Here is a 20,611-nt window from a genome sequence, read left to right as displayed (position 1 = left end):
AATGGCAATGAATACGCTCTATCAACACCTGGCGGGTGAGTCGCTCAACGACGCGCTCGCGCGTCTGGAAGCAGCAATCAAAGCCCGTCCGGCAGATGCCGACCTCCGCGCCGCGTTCGTGCAGTTTTTAACCCTGAGCGGCAACTGGACGCGTGCCCTGACCCAGCTGAAAAGCTGGCTGGCGCTAAAGCCGCAGGCGAAGCCCACCGTCACGCTGCTGGAGCAGTCCATTCAGGGCGAGCTGCAGCGCGCGCAGGTGATGGCGGGACAGGCGCGTCCGGCGATGCCTGAAACCCAGTGGCCGTGGCTGACCACCCTTGCCGCGGCGCTGAGCGAGGAGGGCGAACGCGCGCAGGCGCTGCGTCTGGAAGCCCTTGAACAGGCGCAGGCAAACCCTGGTAGTGTCACCCTTCAAAACGAGGAGACGCTGGCCTTTGAGTGGCTGATGGACGGCGATGCCCGTCTCGGCCCGGTATGCGAAACCATCGTCAACGGCCGCTATTTCTGGCTGCCGTTTAACGCTATCGCGGAGATCCGTTTCCAGGCGCCTGCCAGCGTCACCGATCTGGTCTGGCGTCACGCGCTGGTGCGCCTGACCGACGGAACGGAACAGGTGTGTCAGATCCCGGCGCGTTACCCGTTTGCAGCCGAAGCCTCTGATGCGGTCAAACTGGGGCGCACCACCGACTGGCACCCACTCGATACTGACGGCACGCTGTATGAAGGCCAGGGCCAGAAGGCCTGGCTGAGCGAGCAAAGCGAAAGCCCGCTGCTGTCCTTGAGCCTCGTGACGTTCGCGACGGATGGAGCCGATGAGTAATCCCGCTGGCGAAGGCGATCTGCTGCGCAGCGGCTGGCAAGCCCGCAGCAAGCAGGAAAAGGTGGGGGCGCGCGACAAAATGCAGCCCTCGCTGCTCGATCGCCTCACCGATAACGATCCGGAAAAAAAACGCGAGTCGGCCAACAGTAATCTGATCACCCATGCCGCCCTGCGTCGCAATGTGCTGCGGGATCTGCAGTGGCTGTTTAATACCATCAACCACGATGCCTCCGGTGATTTGAGCGCGTTACCGCACGTGAGCCGCTCGGTGGTTAACTTCGGCGTCGCGCCGCTGGCCGGGAAAAGAATGTCGGACATCGAATGGCACGATATTCAGCGCAAGCTCACCGAGGCCATCATCAATTTTGAACCACGCATTTTGCCGCAGGGGCTGCAGGTCCGCTGCGTGTCGGATACCTCCTCGCTGGATCTGCACAACGTGCTCTCCATCGAGATAAAAGGGCGTTTATGGTGTGTGCCGTACCCGCTGGAGTTTCTGTTTCGTACCGATGTCGATCTGGAAAACGGCCATTTTGAACTGAAAGATGCGGGGTAATCATGGAAAGTAAACTGCTCGAATACTACAACCGTGAGCTGGCCTACCTGCGCGAAATGGGGGCCGAGTTTGCCGAACGCTACCCTAAAGTCGCCGGACGGCTGGGCATGCGCGGCATCGACGTGGCGGACCCGTATACCGAACGCCTGATGGAAGGGTTCGCCTTCCTGACCTCCCGCGTGCAGATGAAAATGGACGCGGAGTTTCCGCGCTTCTCCCAGCGTCTGCTGGAGATGATTGCGCCGAACTATCTTGCGCCCACGCCGTCGATGGCGATTGCGGAGATTCAGCCCGACAGCAGCCGGGGCGACCTGAGCAAGGGCTTCATTGTGCCGCGCGGTACCATGATGGACAGCCTGGCGCTGAAAAAAACCGGGGTGACCTGCAGCTATACCACGGCGCACGAGGTCAACCTGCTGCCACTGAAAATCGACAAGGTCGAGCTGGGCGGTGTCCCCGCCGATTTGCCGCTCGCACAGCTGGGTCTGAGTCAGCGGGGGATCGGCAGCGCCCTGCGGATCCGCATCGCCTGCGACGGCCCGCAAAATCTCGGGCACCTGGATTTCGACCGTCTTGAGTTTTTCCTCGCCGGTCCGGATATCGAGGCGCTGAAGCTGCTGGAGCTGGTGATGGAGCACCACGCCGGGATCGTCTGTCAGACGGTCAGCCCGCAGCCGCAGCGACAGCTGCTGGCGTCGGACGCGCTGCGCCAGGAGGGTTTTGAGCCTGACCAGGCGCTGCTTCCGGACGATCTGCGTAACTTCGACGGCTATCGCCTGCTGCAGGAGTATTTCGCGTTTCCGGCCCGTTTCCGCTTCATTAGCCTCAGCGGCCTGAGCACGCTGATCCAGCGCTGTGAAGGCGAAAAAGCCTTCGACATCTTCATCCTGCTGGAAAAGTCGGATGAACAGCTGGAGCGCGTGGTCGATGCCAGCCACCTGGCGCTGCACTGCACCCCGGTCATCAACCTGTTCCCAAAGGTCGCGGCGCGTCAGAAGCTTAATGAAGGCCAGCATGAATACCATCTGGTGGTCGATAACATCCGTCCGCTGGATTATGAGATTTACGCGGTCAAAAAAATCTATGGCAGCGCGGATGGTCAACGCGATGACCAGACGTTTCGCCCGTTCTGGAGTACCTGGAGCGGTGATGCGGGCAACTACGGAGCCTATTTTTCCCTGCGCCGTGAACAGCGCGTGCTGTCCGAGCATGCCCTGCGCTACGGCACCCGTACCGGCTATATCGGCTCGGAGGTCTTTGTCTCGCTGGTGGATGAACAGCACGCCCCCTGGCAGGAAAACCTGCGCTATATCTCTGCCGAGGTGCTCTGCACCAGCCGCGACCTGCCGCTGATGCTGCAGCAGGAGCTCGGGCAGTTCATTATGGCGGACTCCATGCCGGTGAAATCCCTCACGCTGCGTAAAGGGCCGACGCCACCGCGTCCGGCGCTGGCGGAAGGGTTCAGCACCTGGCGGCTTATCAGCCAGCTGCAGATGAACTACCTCAGCCTGATGGACAGTGACAATGAGGAGGGGGCTGCCGCGCTGCGCCAGCTGTTAGGGCTGTACGCCAACCTGGCCGAAACGCCCGTGGCGCGTCAGGTGGAAGGCGTTCGTCACTGCGTGCTGGAGCCGGTTCACCGCCGCGTGCCTGAACCCGGCCCGGTGGTGTTCGCCCGCGGGATCGGCATTACCCTGACGGTGGATGAGCGAGCCTTTTCGGGGGCCAGTCCGTGGCTCTTCGGCAGCGTGATGGAGCGCCTCTTTGCCCGTCTGGTCTCTATCAACAGCTTCACCGAGTTCTCCCTGAAAAGTCAGCAGCGCGGCGAGATTGGCTACTGGGCGCCGCGCATGGGTAAAAGGGCGCTGATATGAGTGACGCTGCCACTGCACCGCTGCGCGTGCATCGCCTGACGAAGCTGCCGGATGCGTTCTGGCACGGCGTCCGTGAGACGCCCTGGCGCTACGATCTGTTTCAGCTGTTAAGGCGCATTGATGCCCAGGGCGGCGAGCGCTACCCGCTGGGCCGCGCGCCGCTGCCAAAATTTGAACCGCTGCGCATCGGCCAGCAGCCGTCGATGAGTTTTGCCCCGTCGACGCTGGCCAGGGTGCGTCAGCGGGAAGAGAGCGGGCTGCATGAGGTGTCTATCCTCAGCTTCGGCCTGTTTGGCCCGAACGGTCCGCTGCCGGTCCACATGACCGAGTACGCCCGCGAGCGTATTTATCATCATCAGGACACCAGCCTGAGCGCGTTTGCCGATCTGTTCCACCATCGTCTGGCGCTGCTGTTTTACCGCGCCTGGGCGGATGCGCAGCCCACCGTCTCGCTGGACCGCGCCGATAACAAGCGCTTTGAGGGCTATCTGGCGTCGCTGATTGGTATGGGCCAGCCGGGTCAGTTGGACAACGGCAGCCTGAGCTCACACGCACGCTTTACCCACGCCGGGCACCTGACCCGTCACGGGCGGGATCCGGAGGGGCTGGAGAAGATCCTGCGCAGCTATTTTAAGGCGCCGGTCAAACTGGTTAGCAACGTGCCGCAGTGGATGCCGCTCTCCACGCGCGAGCAGGCGCAGCTGGGAGCAGGACGCCGCATGCCGCGCATGGGTGAATCCGCCTTTCTCGGTGTCGCCGTCCGCGACGTGCAGCATAAGTTTCGCATCGAGATTGGCCCGCTGAGCGCGGAGGAGTACAACCGCTTTCTGCCGGGTGAAGCGTGGGTCACCGAGCTGCGCGACTGGGTGCGTCAGTACGCCGGAGTGGAGTTTGAATGGGAAACGCGGATGATCCTGCGCGCAGACGCGGTGCAGGGCGCCACGCTCGGCAGTCATGCGCGATTAGGCTATAACACCTGGCTGGGCCTTCAGCCGCAGCCTGTCCCGCGCGGCGATCTGGTGTATCGCGCAGAGCGGTAATCCTTCCGTATACCGAATCATTGTTAATGGAAACTAACATGTCAGAAATTAGCCGTGCCGTGCTTTTCGGCAAACTGGATACGCTGTTATTTACCTCTCTGGAAAGCGCCACTGCGTTCTGCAAGCTGCGCGGCAACCCCTATGTTGAGCTGGTGCACTGGCTGCATCAGCTGATGCAGCAGCAGGATGGCGATCTGCAGCAGGTCATCCGCCACTTTGCCCTTGATGAACAGCAGCTGACGCGCGATATCGTTGCCGCGCTGGATGTGCTCCCGCGCGGGGCGAGTTCCGTTTCCGATCTCTCCGAGCATATCGACAGCGCCGTGGAGCGCGCCTGGGTCTTCGGCTCGCTGAAGTTTGGCGTCAGCCGCATTCGCGGCGGCCATTTGCTGATCGGCATGCTGAAAACCTGGAATCTGGCTAACTTGCTGAAAAGCATTTCGGCGCAGTTTACCCGCCTTAACGTGGAGGTATTGATTGAGCAGTTCGATACCATCTGCGCCAACAGTAAAGAGACGCAGCAGGCCGCTGCCGCCGTCGACGCACCGGCGGGTGCGGTACCGGCTGCACAGGGGACGCTGGCCCAGTACGGTCAGGACCTGACCGCCCGCGCCCGCGACGGGAAGATTGATCCGGTTGTCGGGCGCGACGAGGAGATCCGCCAGATGGTCGATATCCTGATGCGCCGTCGTCAGAACAACCCGCTGCTGACCGGGGAAGCCGGGGTCGGCAAAACGGCGGTGGTGGAAGGTCTGGCGCTGCGTATCGCCGACGGCGACGTGCCGGAGCCGCTGCAAAATATTCAGCTGTGGCTGCTGGATATCGGCATGCTGCAGGCCGGTGCAGGCATGAAAGGCGAGTTTGAAGCCCGTCTGCAGGCGCTCATTAACGAAGTCCAGTCCAGCGCCACGCCGATCATTCTGTTTATCGATGAGATCCACACCCTGATTGGCGCAGGCGGCCAGCAGGGGACCGGCGATGCGGCAAACCTGCTGAAGCCCGCGCTGGCGCGCGGCCAACTGCGCACTATCGGCGCCACCACCTGGGCAGAATACAAAAAGTACATTGAGAAAGATCCGGCGCTGACCCGTCGTTTCCAGACGGTGCAGGTGCACGAGCCGGACGAAGCGAAAGCCATTCTCATGCTGCGCAGCACCGTGTCGCCGCTGGAGACGCACCACCAGGTGTTGCTGCTCGACGAAGCGGTCAGTGCGGCGGTGAAGCTGTCGCATCGCTACATTCCGGCGCGTCAGCTGCCGGACAAAGCCGTGGCCCTGCTCGACACCGCTTGCGCCCGCGTCGCGGTCAGCCAGAGCGCACCGCCGGCGCAGCTGGAAGACTGCCTGCGCCATCTTGCCGCGCTGGATGTGGAAATTGAGATTGCCGAACGCGAAGCGCGCGTGGGGGCCGGTGATGCCGAGCGCGTCACGGCATTACGCGCCGAACGCGACGCGTATGAGACAAAACGCGAAGCCCTGTCCGGGCGCTGGGAAGAAGAACGCAGCCTGGTGCAGGAGATTATCCGCCTGCGCGCCGCGCTGTTCGCGGCGGGCGAGGAAGATACCGCTGAGCTGCGCGGCAAGCTGGCGGAACAGCAGCAGGCGCTGAACGCCTTACAGGGTGACGAGCCGCTGCTGTTTGCCGCGGTGGATGAAAACGTGGTTGCCGCGGTGGTCTCTGACTGGACCGGGATCCCGCTGGGCCGGATGGTGAAAAACGAGATCGACGCGGTTCTGAACCTTGCCGACACGCTGAACCAGCGTGTTATCGGCCAGCGTCACGGTCTGGATCTGATTGCCCGCCGCGTGAAAACCTCCCGGGCGAAGCTGGACGACCCGAACAAGCCGGTGGGCGTCTTTATGCTGTGCGGTCCGTCCGGCGTCGGTAAAACCGAAACCGCGCTGGCGCTCGCCGAATCCCTGTACGGCGGCGAGCAGAACGTCATCACCATCAACATGAGCGAGTTCCAGGAAGCGCACACCGTCTCCACCTTAAAAGGTGCGCCTCCAGGGTACGTAGGGTATGGTGAAGGCGGGGTATTAACCGAAGCCGTCCGCCGCCGCCCGTACAGCGTGGTGCTGCTGGACGAAATTGAGAAAGCGCACCCGGACGTCCACGAGATCTTCTTCCAGGTCTTTGATAAAGGCTGGATGGAGGACGGCGAGGGGCGCCACATTGATTTCCGCAACACCATTATTATTCTGACGTCCAACGTCGGCACCGAGCTGATTAGCGCCATGTGCGCCGATCCGGAGTTGATGCCGGAGCCGGACGCGTTAAGCGGTGCCCTGCGCCAGCCGCTGCTGGAGGTCTTCCCACCGGCGTTGCTGGGCCGCCTGCTGGTGGTGCCGTATTACCCGCTCAGCGACGAGATGCTGGGGCAGATTGTTCGCCTGCAGCTCAGGCGCATTCAGCGTCGTCTGGAAGAGAATCACAGCATTATTTCTGAGTTTGACGACAGCGTGGTGGAACAGATTGTTCAGCGCTGTACCGAGGTGGAGTCCGGCGGCCGCATGGTGGACGCTATTCTGACTAACACCCTGCTGCCTCAGATGAGCCAGATCTTACTTACCGCCAGCCGCAGCGACGAGCAGTACCGACGTCTGCACGTCACCTGCGAGCAGGGCGAGTTTCACTGTCAGTTTGCCGCGTAATAATCATCAAGAGAACTGTAAAAGATGACGGATAATGATAACAATCGGACTGTCCCAAACGCGCTCCCGGTCGGGTACCGCTTCAACGAGTTTGAAATCAAAGAGGTGATCGGCGGCGGCGGTTTTGGCATTGTCTATCGCGCGTGGGATCACCAGCTCGAACGCACTATCGCTATCAAAGAATTTATGCCTTCCTCGCTCGCCGTTCGCGGCGACGACATGACCCTGGTGCTGCGCAGCGAGCGCTTTGGCAAAGCGTTCTCCGCGGGCCTGAACAGCTTCATTCAGGAAGCGCGTCTGCTGGCGCGCTTTAACCACCCGAACCTGCTGCACGTCCTGCGCTTCTGGGTGCAAAACGACACGGCCTACATGGGGACGCTGTTTTACAGCGGCACCACGCTGTCACGCCTGCGTGAAGAAAAGCCGGAGCTGATCAACGAAGCCTGGATCCGCCGCACGCTGCCGATGCTGTTTGGCGCGATCAAGACCATCCACGACGAAGGCTACCTGCACCGCGACATCTCCCTGGATAACATCCAGATCCAGGATAACGGCCTGCCGGTGCTGCTCGATTTCGGCTCCGCGCGCCGCACGATTGGTAACCTTTCCGACGAAACGGAAACCATGCTGCGTCCGGGCTTTGCGCCGATTGAGCAGTACACCGACGACAACGAAAGCGAGCAGGGCCCGTGGACGGATATTTACGCCCTCGGCGCCGTGCTGCGTACCCTGATTGTGGGTTCTCCGCCGCCGGTCAGCGTGGTGCGCTCTATTCAGGATACCTGCAAACCGCTGGTGGAAATCATGCCGCAGGGCTATTCCATTCCACTGCTGCAGGCCATTGACCGCGCGCTGGCGCTGCACATGGAGGACCGTCCGCAGTCCATCGACGAGTTCGCCGCGCTGATAGAGATGCCGGTCGCGGGTATCAACGATGTGCTGACGGCGAAAAAGCCCGGTACGATGCTGGTACCGGTGGAAGACGAAAAACCGGCGTCGCTGCTCGACTGGCGTCGCTACAGGATCCCGGGCATGGTTGCCGCAGGCGTGCTGGTCGGCGTTGTCGCTGGCGCGATGCTGTTTAGCGGCGGCAAAGATACGCCAGAGCAGGCTGCGCAGGCACCGGCAGAGACGCGTCCAACCGAAACCGCCGCGAACGCGCCAGACGTGAAGCCAGAAACGGCGAAGGTGAGCGAGCAGGCGACGGCACAGCAGACGCCACCGCCTGTCGCGAGCCCTGTTGCGTTGGTCTATATCCGCATCCTCGACGGCGAAACGCTGAAAGTAAACGGCGAGCCAAAAGCGCTGCGCCCGGGAACTAACGGTTATGCATCGCTCAAGCTGCCGGCCGGTGAGGCGAAGATTGAACTGCAGGGCAACGGAAGAACGCGTGGCCAGACGCTGGATATTGCCAAGCCGGGCACCTGGCTGGTGAATCCGTAGAATGACGCTCAGTTACTGATGCGAACCTCTTTTCTGAATCGCATAAGCTAGATGGAATAAAGATTATGCTCAACCGAATTACCGTTCAGCTCCCGGTGGAGGGGCTTCTGTTCTGGAAACTGACGGGCCGCGAGGCGATGTCCGAGTCGTTCGCGCTGACGCTGACCGTGCTCGGCACGGACGCGCGCATTGACCGCAGTAAGCTGCTGGGCCAGCCGGTCACGGTGACCATCCCGACGCAGAACCTGCTGACGTCCCGCTATATTAACGGAAAAATTACCCGCGTGGCGGTCAGCGCCGTTGAGCTGACGGGCACCCGCTATGCGGTGTACCAGCTGACGGTGGAGCCGGACCTGTGGCCGATGAAGCGCGACCGTAACCTGCGTATCTTCCAGGGCCAGACGGTGCCGCAGATTGTGAAAACCCTGCTGGGTGAGCATCAGGTCAACGTTGAGGATAAACTCACCGGCAGCTACCGGGTGTGGGACTACTGCGTGCAGTATCAGGAGTCGAGCCTGGACTTCATCAGCCGCCTGATGGAGCTGGAGGGGATTGCGTATCACTTCCGCCATGAGGCGGACAAGCACACCCTGGTGCTCACCGACGCCGCCACGCAGTACCAGCCGTTCAGCGGCTATGAGGTCATTCCTTACCATCAGACGCCGTCAGGCGGCAGTACGGATGAAGAGGGCATCAGCCAGTGGGCGCTGGAGGACAGCGTGACGCCGGGGATTTACAGCCTCGACGACTATGACTTCCGCAAGCCGAACGCGTGGCTGTTCCAGGCCCAGCAAAACCCGGCATCGCCGAAGCCGGGCAGCATCGACGTGTACGACTGGCCGGGTCGCTTTGTGGACAAGGGGCACGGGGAGTTCTATGCCCGTATCCGCCAGGAGCGCTGGCAGGTGGAGCATCAGCAGATTCAGGCCACCGCGACGGCGGCGGGGATTGCGCCCGGGCACACCTTCACCTTAACCAACGCGCCGTTCTTCAGCGACAACGGTGAGTATCTGGTGACGGCGGCGGGTTACCACCTCGAAGAGAACCGCTATGCCAGCGGCGAGGGGGAGACCATTCACCGCACCGATTTCACGGTCATTCCTGCGTCGGTTGCCTACCGTCCGGCGCAGTCCACGGCGTGGCCGCGCACCTACGGCCCGCAGACGGCGAAAGTGGTGGGGCCGAAGGGCGAGAGTATCTGGACGGACAAATACGGCCGGGTGAAAGTGAAGTTCCACTGGGACCGTCTGGCGAAGGGCGATGACACCAGCTCCTGCTGGGTGCGCGTGTCGAGCGCGTGGGCGGGCCAGGGCTACGGCGGGGTGCAAATCCCGCGCGTCGGCGATGAGGTGGTGGTGGACTTTATCAACGGCGACCCGGACCGTCCGATCATTACCGGTCGCGTGTACAACGACGCGAGCATGCCGCCGTGGGCGCTGCCGGCTGCGGCGACGCAGATGGGCTTTATGAGCCGCACGAAAGACGGTTCCGTGGACAACGCCAACGCCCTGCGGTTTGAGGATAAAGCGGGTGCAGAGCAGGTGTGGATCCAGGCCGAGCGCAACATGGACACCAGCGTTAAAAATGATGAAACGCACAGCGTCGGCGGCGAGCGCAGCCATTACGTGAAGAAAAATGAGCTGCATCGCGTGGAAGCGAATCAGACACAGGCCGTGAAAGGTGGCACCGAGATCCTGACGGGGAAAGGCAAGCTGGATGCGGCGGTGGAGCAGTACGTCATTGCTTCCGGAACGAAGCTGCGGCTGGTCTCCGGTGAGAGTGCCATTGAGCTGAATGCTAACGGCAAGATTAACCTCATCGGCAAAGAGTTTAACTTCTTCGTGGAAGGGGATGGGTATATCACCACGGGCGGTAAGCTGCATCTGAATACCTCGGGAACCAAGCCGGGCACGACGGCGCCGGGATCGGGGCATAAAGGGGATATTGATGCGGCGGTGCAGGCGAAGTTTGCGCCGGAGAAACAAAAAAAAGGCGGTGCGGCAAAAGCTCCGGCAACACAGACTGCGCAGTCGGCGACAAAAGCACCTGTGGCGCAGACGGCCCAATCAGCAACAAAACCAGGAAGGATTGATAATCGCGTCGTGAAATCGGTCATGGCCTCAGAGGGGAGTGCCGGGGAACAAGGAGGACGGCGCGAGTTGTACGGCTTCAGAAAAGGAAATGGAAACGCTTATGACAAAATCCTGGCTGCGCGAAATAAATATGGTCAGGGAAGCGCAGAAGAATTCGAAGAGGTTTCCAAAGCTATGAGTGCTTCGGCGAAGTCTGCTGGAGCACTGAATTTTACTGACCCTGGTAAACAAGGTGCAATTACTTCCCTGGCGCATATGCGTGGCCCATCAGGTGCGCAGGCTATACTGAACTCAATGGAGTCCGGAGAAATAGCCAAGACGGGTACCTTGACGCCAGAAGCTATAACAAAAATTGAAAATATGTCGCCAGCAGATTTTCAGCAAAACTTGCTAAAAGCCCGTGTAGAATACGATAAGGCCATATACGGAAATACAATTACTACACAAGGGGGTAAGCAGTACAACTGGTGGGATCGTTACGGTACTGGTCTTCAGAAGCGCTATGCCCGTGAAGCGGACGAATTTTTAAAATTATCAGGTGAGTGATTTATGTTCAGAAAAATCGTATTATCTTCATTGTTTTCTCTTAGTTTGATTTGCTCAATAGAATCCTCACTTGCTCTCGATTTGGCGCAATATAGTAAACCGGAGACGGTGAGTCGGATCTTTAAGGACAAAGAAGTCATTAATGATCTCAGGCAGACGCTCGGAAAGGACTACGAGACTTTTACCAACAATTTTGATGTGTTTGGTGAGCCACATGTTACCCCAGATGGAGGGGTGTTTATTGAAGGGTGGTTAAAAGATCTTTATCAGGAGAATGCCTCTGCTGCGGTTATTAGCCCAGACGGCAAGATTTATGCTGCCTGGGTTGTTCCTGAATCAGATGTGATCAACTATAAATCGTCAGAACAAGGACAACCTGTCAATAAAGATATTCAGCGCTGGGCTGAAAGATTTAAGAATATGAATTTTGCTGCGCAAATAAACAACAATAAAGATGCAGCTAAAACAGAATATTTTAATACAAAGGCATATGCCATTAAGTTAACAACTGTCTGTTCAGATAACGGCGAGTGCAATGACGCAACTTATTATGGGAAACGAAAAAAAGATGGCGCAGCAGTAACCTTACATGGTAAAGCTATACGAGCAGAGTGTTCTACCTCGCCTTGTCCTATTATTGGGTACAAGTTTAAAAATGCGTCCACAACTTATATGCTTAGTAAAGCTGATAATACACTGACAGTAATTGAGAACAATAAAATATTAATGAACCAGAAGGGTGACTGGAGTAATTAGCTTCATTTGTAATATATAGTGACGAACAGTCATTGCTTTTTAAGAGCAATGACTGTCACTGAAAGTTGATGCGGTTTCCTGGATATAAAATAATCCTTCTCATTGAAGTGATTAACACTGGCTTGCGATGTGCCGCCGGTTGAAAAAAGTCTGATTAAAAAAGAATCGTAATGTGAGCAAATTCATTCGTGCATATTTTTGTTTCAGTTTTATTGTTTGCTTTCTATATTCTTCTGAGGTAGTGGCTCATACTGTGCCACCTGCTTTGAGAGAGTTGGATTTTTCTATTGCGATAAATAAAAAATCTATCGCATTGGGTGATAGATGGGGTAATGATGTTGCGCATGAAATTGAGGTCCCAACAGAAGGCCAATTTGTTGGTGAGATTCCTTTTGATGGAGTTAACTATAAATTCTACCAACATCACCAGGCTGAGCTAGATGTTTTTAGCTCCAATCTTTTGTGGGATAAAAACGAACGAAACGTTAATGATTATATTGTGTCGCAAATTACGATCAATTCCGGGGAGTGTAGTACACCACGTGGTATTCATGTGGGTTCAACAATAGAAGAACTCAATAAAGCTTACGGGGCCGGTCAGAGCGAAAATGATTCTGGGGAGCAATGGATTTCCTATGAGTTAGGAATTAAGTTACTCTCATTTAAGATTAAGGATAATATGGTTGTAAAAATAAGTATGAATTATGCTAACTAGTCGAACAATCAGGTCAATGGCGTAAATAATAAAACAGTCAGCCAAAAGGCCAGCATCGATTGGCCTTCTTGTTTCTCTCAATATTAATCATCCCGAGTTTACTTATGAAATACACCCTCCAGGAAGGTTCATTTTCCCTTTTTCCTGCTGCCTGGCAGGATAACAGCATGAACATCATTCGCGATGACGAAAGCGGGCTGTCCGTGGTGGTCAGTCGCGGCGTGATTCCCGATGGCAGCGACTACGAACAAGAGTTTCACCGCCAGTGGGATGTGTTGCGTCCTCAGATGGGTGAGATCGCCCAGAGCGAATTCCGGAACGTAAACGCCGGGCCTGACGGAAAAATTAACGGGCTGGAAGTTGAGACCACGTTTGACCGTAACGGGCAACGCCTGTGGCAAAAACAGCTGGCCGTGCAGACGCCGGGCAAACTACTATTGATGATTTTTACCCTCTCGGCATTAAGAGCCTTTACCGAAGAGGACGAGGTGCGCTGGAGCGCGCTTAAGCAGAGTCTGACGCTAAATGACAACCGGAATGTGTAAGGCATGAGCGATAACAACGCGGCCCGTAAGGGCGACGAGATTATTCACTCCAGCATTTTTGCTGACATCACCAGCATCGTGGCGGAAGGTGCCGCCTATGCGGTGATCGGCGCGGCAGTGGGGCTGGCGGCTACGGCCGCCGCGCCACTCCTCGGTGCCGGAGCCGCCGCAGCGGGCGTGGCAGCGATTGGGTCCAGCTGTCTGTTAAGCGGGATTATCGGTGGCGTGCTGGCGAACGTGGCGGGGATCACCGACGACATCAGCAACGCCGCGGAAGGGTTAGGCAATGCGCTTTTCCCGCCGTCGCCTGCGGGTAAAATTACCACCGGTTCGAACAACGTACTGACCAACGCAATCCCCGCCGCCCGCGCGGCAGGGACGTTGACGCCCGCCGATACACCGTCCCCTGAGCCGCAGTCACCGGGCAGCTTTGCCGATTACGCGGGCATGTTGCTTTCCGCCGCCGGACAGTTTGGCAGCGAAATGTGGCAGCCGAGTGTCGCCTCTGCAGCCGCGGGGACCTCGCCGCTTGAAGAGGACAAGGTGGCGTGTGAAAAGCACTCCGGGCCGCAGTATCTGGCGGAAGGCTCTAAAAGCGTCTTTATCAACGGGCAGCCCGCGGTGCGTGCGAAAGATCGCACCACCTGCGAAGGCACCGTTTCCGACGACGTCTCCCCGAACGTGATCATCGGCGGGGACACGCTCACGGTCCGCGATATCAAAAGCGGTAAAACGCCGGGTCTGGCGCTGGGGATGATTGCGCTCTCCCTGCTGCGCGGGCGTCCGGGCAAGATCCTGAAAAACATGCCCTGCGCGCTGGCGGCGGCCGGCGGCGGGATGCTGGCGGATATGGCCGTCAACGCCGTGTTTGGCTCCTCGCACCCGGTTCACGCCGCCACCGGCGTGAAGGTGCTGAACGACGACGATGAGCTCGACTTCTCGCTGCCGGGGCGCTTCCCGCTTCGCTGGCAGCGCAGCTACAACAGCCTGACCACCCGCGAAGGGCTGTTTGGTCTGGGCTGGGCAACGACCTTTGACAGCTATCTGGCGCTGGAAGATAACCATGCGACCTGGTTCGATGAAACCGGGCGCGAGCTGAGCTTTGAACTGCCGCCTGTCGACCGCGCGTTTTACAGCATCAGCGAAGGCATCATTATCCGCCGCAATGAGAGCGGCGACGTGGCGATTGCCGACGATGACGGCGCGGTGTGGCGTCTGTACAAACCGACCCGCATGAATCCTTCTATCCTGCGTCTGGCCTCCCTTAGCGATGAATACGGCAACGCGCTGCTGACGGCGTGGGACGAGCACGGCAGGCTGATTGGTATCCATGATGAGCCGCGGGCCATCGACGTCACCCTGCGCTATGAAGATGAGCGCTTCCCGCTGCGCGTGACCGCAGCCAGCCATTTCGACGGCAACCAAACCTGGCCGCTGATGCAGTGGTGCTACGATGCGCGCGGCCAGTTGGCGAGCGCGACGGACGCCTCCGGCGTGGTGACGCGTGAATACCGTTACAACGACCACGGCCTGATGGTCTGGCACCGGATGCCGGGCGGTCTGGAGAGCGAATACCGCTGGCAAAAATTCGACCACTGGCGCGTGGTGGAAAACCGCACCAGCACCGGCGACGGGTGCCGCTTTAGCTATGATTTAGCCGTCGGGCTGACGACCGTCGAACACTACGATGGTCAGACGCGCCGCCACTACTGGAACGCGCAAAATCTGATTGTCCGCTACGTTGACGAGCGTGGTGAAAACTGGCGCTACAAGTGGGATGATAACGAGCTTCTCACGCGTCGCATCGATCCGCTCGGCAACGCCGTCACCTTCGTCTACGACGAGATGGGCAACCGGGTGCAGGAGACCGATGCCGACGGCACTACACGCACCACCACCTGGCTGGAGCACCGCGCGCTTCCCGCGGCCATTATCGAAGCCGACGGCAGCGCCACCCGGTTCTGGTACGACGAACATCACGGGCTGAAGCGCGTGGTGGACCCGATGGGGCAGACGACGCAGTTGCGCCGGGACGAATTTGGCCAGGTCGTGGAAGAGGTCGATGCCGCAGGCAACAGCCGCTACCAGGAGTACAATGAGGCCGGGCAGATTGTCCGTTCGACGGACTGTTCCGGGCGTATTACCCGCTATCGCTATCATCCGCTGGGCTGGCTGGTGGCTGAGACTGGCGCCGACGGTGAAGAGACGCGCTACCGCTACGACGCCGCAGGGCGTCCGGTGCAGCTCGATCGCCCGGAAGGCTGGACAGAATCGCTCAAATGGAACGAACGTGGCCTGCCGGTGAAACATGCGGGCGCCGACGGGAAAGAAAGTGAGTTCAGATACGACGAGGCGGGGCGCTTAACCGCCACTCGTAATACGCAGGGTGAAGAAGTGCGACGCCGCTGGGACAGCCGCGGGCGTCTGATTGCCCTGGAAAACGAGAACGGCGAAGCGTATCAGTTCCGCTGGGGGCCAGACTCGCTGCTGCTGGAAGAGGTGGGGCTCGATGGCGTAGCCTCGCAGTATCGCTATGATGCCTGCGGGCGCACGATTGCGCGCACCTTTGCCGCCGGTCATCCGGAGGCTATCACCCACGCCTTCGCCTGGAGCGCGAGCGGCCAGCTGGTCGCCCGCACCACACCGGAAGGGCAGACCCGCTACCATTACACGCCGTCCGGGCTATTAAGCCGGATTGGTCTGCATCCTGCGCTTTCAGCCGACGTGTGGACCACCGAGGCAGAGCAGGAGCTTGCCTTTGAGTATGACGCGCTCGGTCGCGTCATGCGCGAAGCGGGCGAGCACGGTGAGCTGACGTGGGAGTATGACGCGCTGGGCAACCGCACCTCCGTCACGCTGCCCGATGGCCGCGAGCTGAAGCAGTTCTACTACGGCAGCGGACATCTGCTCAGCATTGCTCTCGATAAGCTGTCGGTCTCCGATTTTACTCGCGACGAACTCCACCGTGAGACCAGCCGCACCCAGGGGCTGTTGACCACCCGCAGCGAGTACGACCGCCTCGGCCGACTGCACCGCCGGGACGTCTTTACCGGCAATGCGCAGCGCCCGTCGCCGCGCCGCTGGTCCCGCCGCTGGGATTACGACTACCGCAATAATCTGGTGCGCGAAGAGCGGGACGATAACCCGTTCAGCTGGTACCGCTGGCAGTACGACAGCGCCGGGCGCCTGCTCGTTCAGGACGGTACGCTGCCTGGCCAGGAGCAGTGGCGCTGGGATGCGGCCGGTAACCCGCTCGAAGGATCTGCTGAGAAGGTCACACACAACCGCCTGACGCAGCTGAACGGCATTCGCTGGCGTTATGACATCCACGGCCGCACCGTGGAGAAGGATAACGGCCAGACCCGCTGGCACTACCGCTACGACGGCGAACATCGCCTGACGGAAGTCATCAGCCAGCCGCGGGATCGCAACAAACCGCAGACGCAGGTCAGCTTCCGCTACGATCCGCTCGGTCGCCGCATCAGCAAAACGCGCCGCCAGATGCTGGGCGGACAGCCAACCGGCAAGCCGGTCACCACCCGGTTTGTCTGGGAAGGGTTCCGGCTGCTGCAGGAAGTGCACGGGGATGTGCCGCTGACCTACGTTTACAGCGATCAGGACAGTTACGACCCGCTGGCGCGTATTGACGGCGTTGATGCTCCGGAGATTTTCTGGTTCCACTGCCAGCCCAACGGCACGCCGGAGCGGATGACGGATATCGAAGGGCAGGTGCGCTGGGAAGGGGTAAACAGCGCCTGGGGCAAGCTGCTGCGGGAAAGCGAGACGCAGGTATCAGGATATTCTCAGAACCTGCGCATGCAGGGGCAATACCTGGACCGTGAGACAGGGCTGCACTACAATCTGTTCCGGTATTACGACCCGGACTGCGGAAGGTTTACACAGCAGGACCCGATAGGGCTGGCGGGGGGGATAAACCTTTACCAGTATGCGCCGAATGCGCTGGGGTGGGTGGATCCGTGGGGGCTATCTAATAGCGGTATATTAGATAAAGCTATGGCTGGTAAAGTTGGTGATAGACTTTCAGCTCACCATGTTATACCCGTTGAGGTGTGGAAAGAGAACCAATCATTCTTCAATAATATTGGCATCGGAAAAGACATGAACTCTGCATTTAATGGTATTCATGTTCCAGGTAGTGCATCAGCGATGAAACAAGATGCAGGGAAAGGTATGGATGTTTTCCATAGCAGTAATCATCATAACTATAGTGACATTGTCCGTCAGCGCATTGCTCGTGTAGAGCAACGATATAATTCTGGAAGATTGGATGCTAAAGGGGCGAGGATAGCTATAAGGCGGATCCAGATTGATATGAAGAATAAAATTTGGATGGGTCATGTTCCCACAACAAAATGCAGGAGAATGAATTAATGTCCTATTATGTGATCATGAATGACTTTGAATCATCACTCATGCCAAGAAATTTACAGGGCATGGTTGATGAAAGATTACAAATCGATGAAAACTGGGAAATAGAAGGCTCTGCATTTTCCTTCCCTTATCGAATAACAGACGATGCATGTCCAGACCGTATTTACTTGTTGTGCAATAAAAATGTTGGGGCTTTGAAATTTGACTATTATAAAAAAGACTTTGGACACTTGATGGATAAGTCTTTATTTTCAATTTTTGAAAATTATAAGCACACTGTTTTTTTTGGCCGAGATATAACACCAGTTTCGATTGGGAATGGTCAAGTTCTTCGGGATGATTTTAAATATGTATATTTTCCAGGTGGCGATGTAATAGATGAGGATAAATCTATTCTTGAAGAGGATAAGTTCGGAGATATCATCCCTTTTAAAATTGAGTTCAAGGATGATGCGCTGGAATATGATATACTTTCGTTGAATGACACATTGTTAGGTGGTTTTATCATTGTTAAACAAGAAGTCAAGGAAGTTATAGAAAGTAAAGGCTTCCGAGGGGTGAAACTTGTTCCACTGGAAAATGCTTTAGACGTTTTCTGTGAAGATTATTTCTACGAAATAGACTCAAATCGTAAAAGAAAGGGCAATAAACTACCTTAATATTGAATAGTGTCGTGCCATTATTGATTCTTTGTTTTTCTTTTTTAATGGCGCGAAGAAGTTCTTTGGATTATGAGTACATTTTTCAACTATGGATCATGGTAATTTTAAGAGTAGCCAATAATGTTAACTCTTAAAGAGGAATAATGCATATAAAAAATACTATCCAAGACTTTGTTAACAAATTCAAAATGAATGATTTAAATATGGGAGAGATAGACTATGCAGACGATGAAAATGAAACTTCTTTTCCTGTAAATTTAAATGGTGAAATTCGATTTTTTTATAGCCATTTGATTTTAAATGACCACCCAACATTTGATGGTGCATTCTTTATACAGATTATTGAGCCCCAGGAGCTTAATAAAATGTTATCAGGCTGGCGAGTTCAAAATGACACGACCTGGTGCGATGAATATATAATCTTTGCTGAACGAAATGGAGATGTTCTTTTTTGTGATACCCAAAATATCACATCTCCTGTTTATGGTAGTATTCAAAAAAGAAATTTCATTATTTCCAATTCGTTAGCCGACTTTTTGGCTGCTTTTTGTTCTGCCATTGAGATAGAACAAAGTAAATATGATGGTGATGCTACAGATGATGATTTTAATTTTAGAGAGGACTTTCTGAAAGATATCTATTTTATGCTAAAAAACAAGCTAAAGGATGTTGAGGCAGAAGGCTTTAAGCAATTCTTTTTTGGCTAGGTTAATAATAAAAACTAACACTTTTAGAACCCTCCTTACTTCTGACAACATTTTTCGCTTAAAACCACTTTTATATAGGCAAGGAGGTCTCTTTTCGATTGATAATGAATAAGCATATGAAAAACGGTTTCGATAAATTTGATGAAAAAGTTACATCTCTTGTAGAAAAAGGAAACGAGTTTCACGACAACCAAAAATATGCCGAGGCTTTAGAACAATACCAAAAGGCCTGACAAGCTCTTCCTGAGCCAAAGTCCGAATCGGAACTTGCTAACTGGATCTCTGCATGCATGTACAGCGCATATTTTGATCTCGCGGATTACGTTGAGGCAATGAAATGGGGAGAGGTGACGTTACGCACTCGTGGATCGGATATAGACACCGCACACTTAATCGACCTCGGCATGGTTTGTTATGAGTTGAATCAATTCGAATAAGCGTATAAATATTTTAACGATGCGTATAACTACGGCAAAGAGCGTGCGTTTAAGCATAGACCTAAGAAATATTTTGAATTTTATTTATGCAAAAGAACGTGAAGACCTCGCTGTTTTACGTTACTTAGACAGCTAGAATAAGCTTGTTCCATATAATTGCATACCAAGAATAATCATTAAACCACATACTCATGAATAATATCATTAACTGTGAAAAAAAGATTGGACGTGCAGATATTACTAAAACGGAAGAGAAATTATCTATTACTCTTCCGTATGATTTCGTTTCGCATTATCTGCAATTTAATGGTGGCACTCCTGTGAAAAGTTGGTGGGACGGTGATGAAGATTTTGAGCCAGTAGAGGTGGCAGGATTTAAATCGTTTGTTTATAATGCTCAGACAAATGATGACACTGGATCTTTAATTGACGGTTGCTATATCAGCATGTTGGATAGGGAAGTGATTCCTAAAAACCTGTTTCCTTTCGCAAATGATTGGGGAGGGAATTTCTTCTGTCTTAATTTAGATAATTACTCAATTGTATATTTTGCTACAGATTCATTTGATGAGGATTTGACTATGCAAGAGAACCACACAAAACTTCAAAGATATCTGACAAATTCATTTGCCAACTTTGCTGACGGATTAGTAGCAGAAGAGGATCTTTCTTAAAGAATACTAAAAAATTTAATCGATTTATTTAATTCGATTTCTGTTGCTTTGCTATTCATATTTTTAATAAAGTGTCTGTGACACAAATCATAGAGTTTTATTATAAATCAGCATGGATCGTTTGCTAATGTTAACATACCTAGGATCCCAGGAGGAATAAATCAGGTTTAAACGTGAAAATATCTCCGCTAGCAATAGAAAGGTTAAGAAAAATTAATTGGTTTGTTAATATTGGTGTAGCGATGACCCTCCCAGGGGTTATCCAGGCTCAGTCCCTTAGCTTATTTATAAAAGGCTTGAATAGCGATGAGTGGGAAAGTGCCACTTTGGAGGCTGGTAATGAAATAACAGGTCATCTCGCAAAAAAACACACTAGCAAATATCAATACTGGAACTCTTTGGTCAAAGAAGCTAAGAAAGTTGTGGAGAATGATATTATCCCAAAAATAATCTTCCCAGAGTGTGAGAAAGGTCCAATGACTGAGAACTTAAAATGGGACCTTGTGAATTATTTGCTTGAAGATGCGTATAGTTCTTTACTACAAGAGCCATTCTTTTTTGACGGATTAATTAATGCTTATGAAGCTGGGCATATGCCCTGTGGATGGTCCGGTACTTGGCCAGCGGGAAAACTGGTTATTTATTGATAGATTACCCGCAATAAAAAATCCAGGCTAAGCGTGGATTTTTTCATTCA

At 55.3% G+C, this 20,611-nt stretch carries 15 protein-coding genes; all 15 read left to right on the top strand.

The features are described 5' to 3' along the window. The first annotated feature begins 7 nt into the window (after positions 1 to 7). Positions 8 to 820 carry a type VI secretion system accessory protein TagJ gene (locus ABFV38_RS12965; RefSeq protein ID WP_348957392.1) on the top strand — a complete coding sequence of 271 codons (813 nt, stop codon included), beginning with the start codon at positions 8 to 10 and terminating at the stop codon, positions 818 to 820. Beyond that, positions 813 to 1,376, top strand: a complete 564-nt coding sequence (gene tssE / locus ABFV38_RS12960; protein ID WP_024909842.1) for a type VI secretion system baseplate subunit TssE — start codon at positions 813 to 815, stop codon at positions 1,374 to 1,376. The genes ABFV38_RS12965 and tssE overlap by 8 nt, the downstream gene beginning before the upstream one ends. A gap of 2 nt (positions 1,377 to 1,378) precedes the next feature. Further along, positions 1,379 to 3,250: a type VI secretion system baseplate subunit TssF gene (gene tssF, locus ABFV38_RS12955; RefSeq protein ID WP_348957391.1), complete on the top strand. Its 1,872-nt coding sequence runs from the start codon at positions 1,379 to 1,381 to the stop codon at positions 3,248 to 3,250. Continuing rightward, the gene (tssG, locus tag ABFV38_RS12950) at positions 3,247 to 4,290 is read left to right on the top strand and encodes a type VI secretion system baseplate subunit TssG (RefSeq protein WP_348957390.1); all 1,044 of its coding nucleotides are present in this window, start codon (positions 3,247 to 3,249) and stop codon (positions 4,288 to 4,290) included. Before tssF ends, tssG begins: the two co-directional genes overlap by 4 nt. Before the next feature lie 38 nt (positions 4,291 to 4,328). Beyond that, the gene (tssH, locus tag ABFV38_RS12945; RefSeq protein ID WP_348957389.1) at positions 4,329 to 6,944 is read left to right on the top strand and encodes a type VI secretion system ATPase TssH; all 2,616 of its coding nucleotides are present in this window, start codon (positions 4,329 to 4,331) and stop codon (positions 6,942 to 6,944) included. A 24-nt stretch (positions 6,945 to 6,968) separates the two neighbouring features. Further along, on the top strand, positions 6,969 to 8,387 hold the full coding sequence (locus ABFV38_RS12940; protein ID WP_348957388.1) for a protein kinase: 1,419 nt from the start codon (positions 6,969 to 6,971) through the stop codon (positions 8,385 to 8,387). Between the two features lie 65 nt (positions 8,388 to 8,452). After that, positions 8,453 to 11,026, top strand: a complete 2,574-nt coding sequence (locus ABFV38_RS12935) for a type VI secretion system tip protein VgrG (RefSeq protein WP_325818030.1) — start codon at positions 8,453 to 8,455, stop codon at positions 11,024 to 11,026. Positions 11,027 to 11,029: 3 nt separating this feature from the next. Beyond that, entirely contained in the window at positions 11,030 to 11,782 is a 753-nt protein-coding gene (locus tag ABFV38_RS12930; RefSeq protein WP_348957387.1) for a hypothetical protein, read from the top strand. A gap of 172 nt (positions 11,783 to 11,954) precedes the next feature. Then, on the top strand, positions 11,955 to 12,497 hold the full coding sequence (locus ABFV38_RS12925; protein ID WP_348957386.1) for a hypothetical protein: 543 nt from the start codon (positions 11,955 to 11,957) through the stop codon (positions 12,495 to 12,497). Positions 12,498 to 12,601: 104 nt separating this feature from the next. Next, on the top strand, positions 12,602 to 13,042 hold the full coding sequence (locus ABFV38_RS12920) for a DcrB-related protein (RefSeq protein WP_348957385.1): 441 nt from the start codon (positions 12,602 to 12,604) through the stop codon (positions 13,040 to 13,042). Positions 13,043 to 13,045: 3 nt separating this feature from the next. Next, positions 13,046 to 17,434, top strand: coding sequence for an RHS repeat-associated core domain-containing protein (locus ABFV38_RS12915; RefSeq protein ID WP_348957384.1), 4,389 nt, complete (start codon positions 13,046 to 13,048; stop codon positions 17,432 to 17,434). Then, positions 17,434 to 18,093: an Imm43 family immunity protein gene (locus ABFV38_RS12910; RefSeq protein ID WP_044596593.1), complete on the top strand. Its 660-nt coding sequence runs from the start codon at positions 17,434 to 17,436 to the stop codon at positions 18,091 to 18,093. The genes ABFV38_RS12915 and ABFV38_RS12910 overlap by 1 nt, the downstream gene beginning before the upstream one ends. A 146-nt stretch (positions 18,094 to 18,239) precedes the next feature. Beyond that, positions 18,240 to 18,803, top strand: coding sequence for a hypothetical protein (locus ABFV38_RS12905; protein ID WP_348957383.1), 564 nt, complete (start codon positions 18,240 to 18,242; stop codon positions 18,801 to 18,803). 628 nt (positions 18,804 to 19,431) lie between these two features. Further along, on the top strand, positions 19,432 to 19,914 hold the full coding sequence (locus ABFV38_RS12900) for an SMI1/KNR4 family protein (RefSeq protein ID WP_235404803.1): 483 nt from the start codon (positions 19,432 to 19,434) through the stop codon (positions 19,912 to 19,914). A gap of 173 nt (positions 19,915 to 20,087) precedes the next feature. Further along, complete coding sequence (locus tag ABFV38_RS12895; RefSeq protein WP_235404804.1) at positions 20,088 to 20,561, top strand: hypothetical protein; 474 nt, start codon at positions 20,088 to 20,090, stop codon at positions 20,559 to 20,561. Positions 20,562 to 20,611: the final 50 nt, after the last annotated feature.

The organism is Enterobacter cloacae complex sp. Mu1197, from assembly GCF_040059225.1.
Classification (GTDB): Bacteria; Pseudomonadota; Gammaproteobacteria; order Enterobacterales; family Enterobacteriaceae; genus Enterobacter; species Enterobacter quasiroggenkampii.
The sequence above is the reverse complement of the archived record's forward strand: the minus strand, read 5'-3'. Positions and strand labels throughout refer to the sequence as shown.

Excerpts from the sequence above, each read along its gene's own strand:
- ABFV38_RS12965 (WP_348957392.1), top strand. The coding sequence starts at position 8 with ATGAATACGCTCTATCAACACCTGGCGGGTGAGTCGCTCAACGACGCG.
- tssE (WP_024909842.1), top strand. The coding sequence starts at position 813 with ATGAGTAATCCCGCTGGCGAAGGCGATCTGCTGCGCAGCGGCTGGCAA.
- tssF (WP_348957391.1), top strand. The coding sequence starts at position 1,379 with ATGGAAAGTAAACTGCTCGAATACTACAACCGTGAGCTGGCCTACCTG.
- tssG (WP_348957390.1), top strand. The coding sequence starts at position 3,247 with ATGAGTGACGCTGCCACTGCACCGCTGCGCGTGCATCGCCTGACGAAG.
- tssH (WP_348957389.1), top strand. The coding sequence starts at position 4,329 with ATGTCAGAAATTAGCCGTGCCGTGCTTTTCGGCAAACTGGATACGCTG.
- ABFV38_RS12940 (WP_348957388.1), top strand. The coding sequence starts at position 6,969 with ATGACGGATAATGATAACAATCGGACTGTCCCAAACGCGCTCCCGGTC.
- ABFV38_RS12935 (WP_325818030.1), top strand. The coding sequence starts at position 8,453 with ATGCTCAACCGAATTACCGTTCAGCTCCCGGTGGAGGGGCTTCTGTTC.
- ABFV38_RS12930 (WP_348957387.1), top strand. The coding sequence starts at position 11,030 with ATGTTCAGAAAAATCGTATTATCTTCATTGTTTTCTCTTAGTTTGATT.
- ABFV38_RS12920 (WP_348957385.1), top strand. The coding sequence starts at position 12,602 with ATGAAATACACCCTCCAGGAAGGTTCATTTTCCCTTTTTCCTGCTGCC.
- ABFV38_RS12915 (WP_348957384.1), top strand. The coding sequence starts at position 13,046 with ATGAGCGATAACAACGCGGCCCGTAAGGGCGACGAGATTATTCACTCC.
- ABFV38_RS12910 (WP_044596593.1), top strand. The coding sequence starts at position 17,434 with ATGTCCTATTATGTGATCATGAATGACTTTGAATCATCACTCATGCCA.
- ABFV38_RS12905 (WP_348957383.1), top strand. The coding sequence starts at position 18,240 with ATGCATATAAAAAATACTATCCAAGACTTTGTTAACAAATTCAAAATG.
- ABFV38_RS12900 (WP_235404803.1), top strand. The coding sequence starts at position 19,432 with ATGAATAATATCATTAACTGTGAAAAAAAGATTGGACGTGCAGATATT.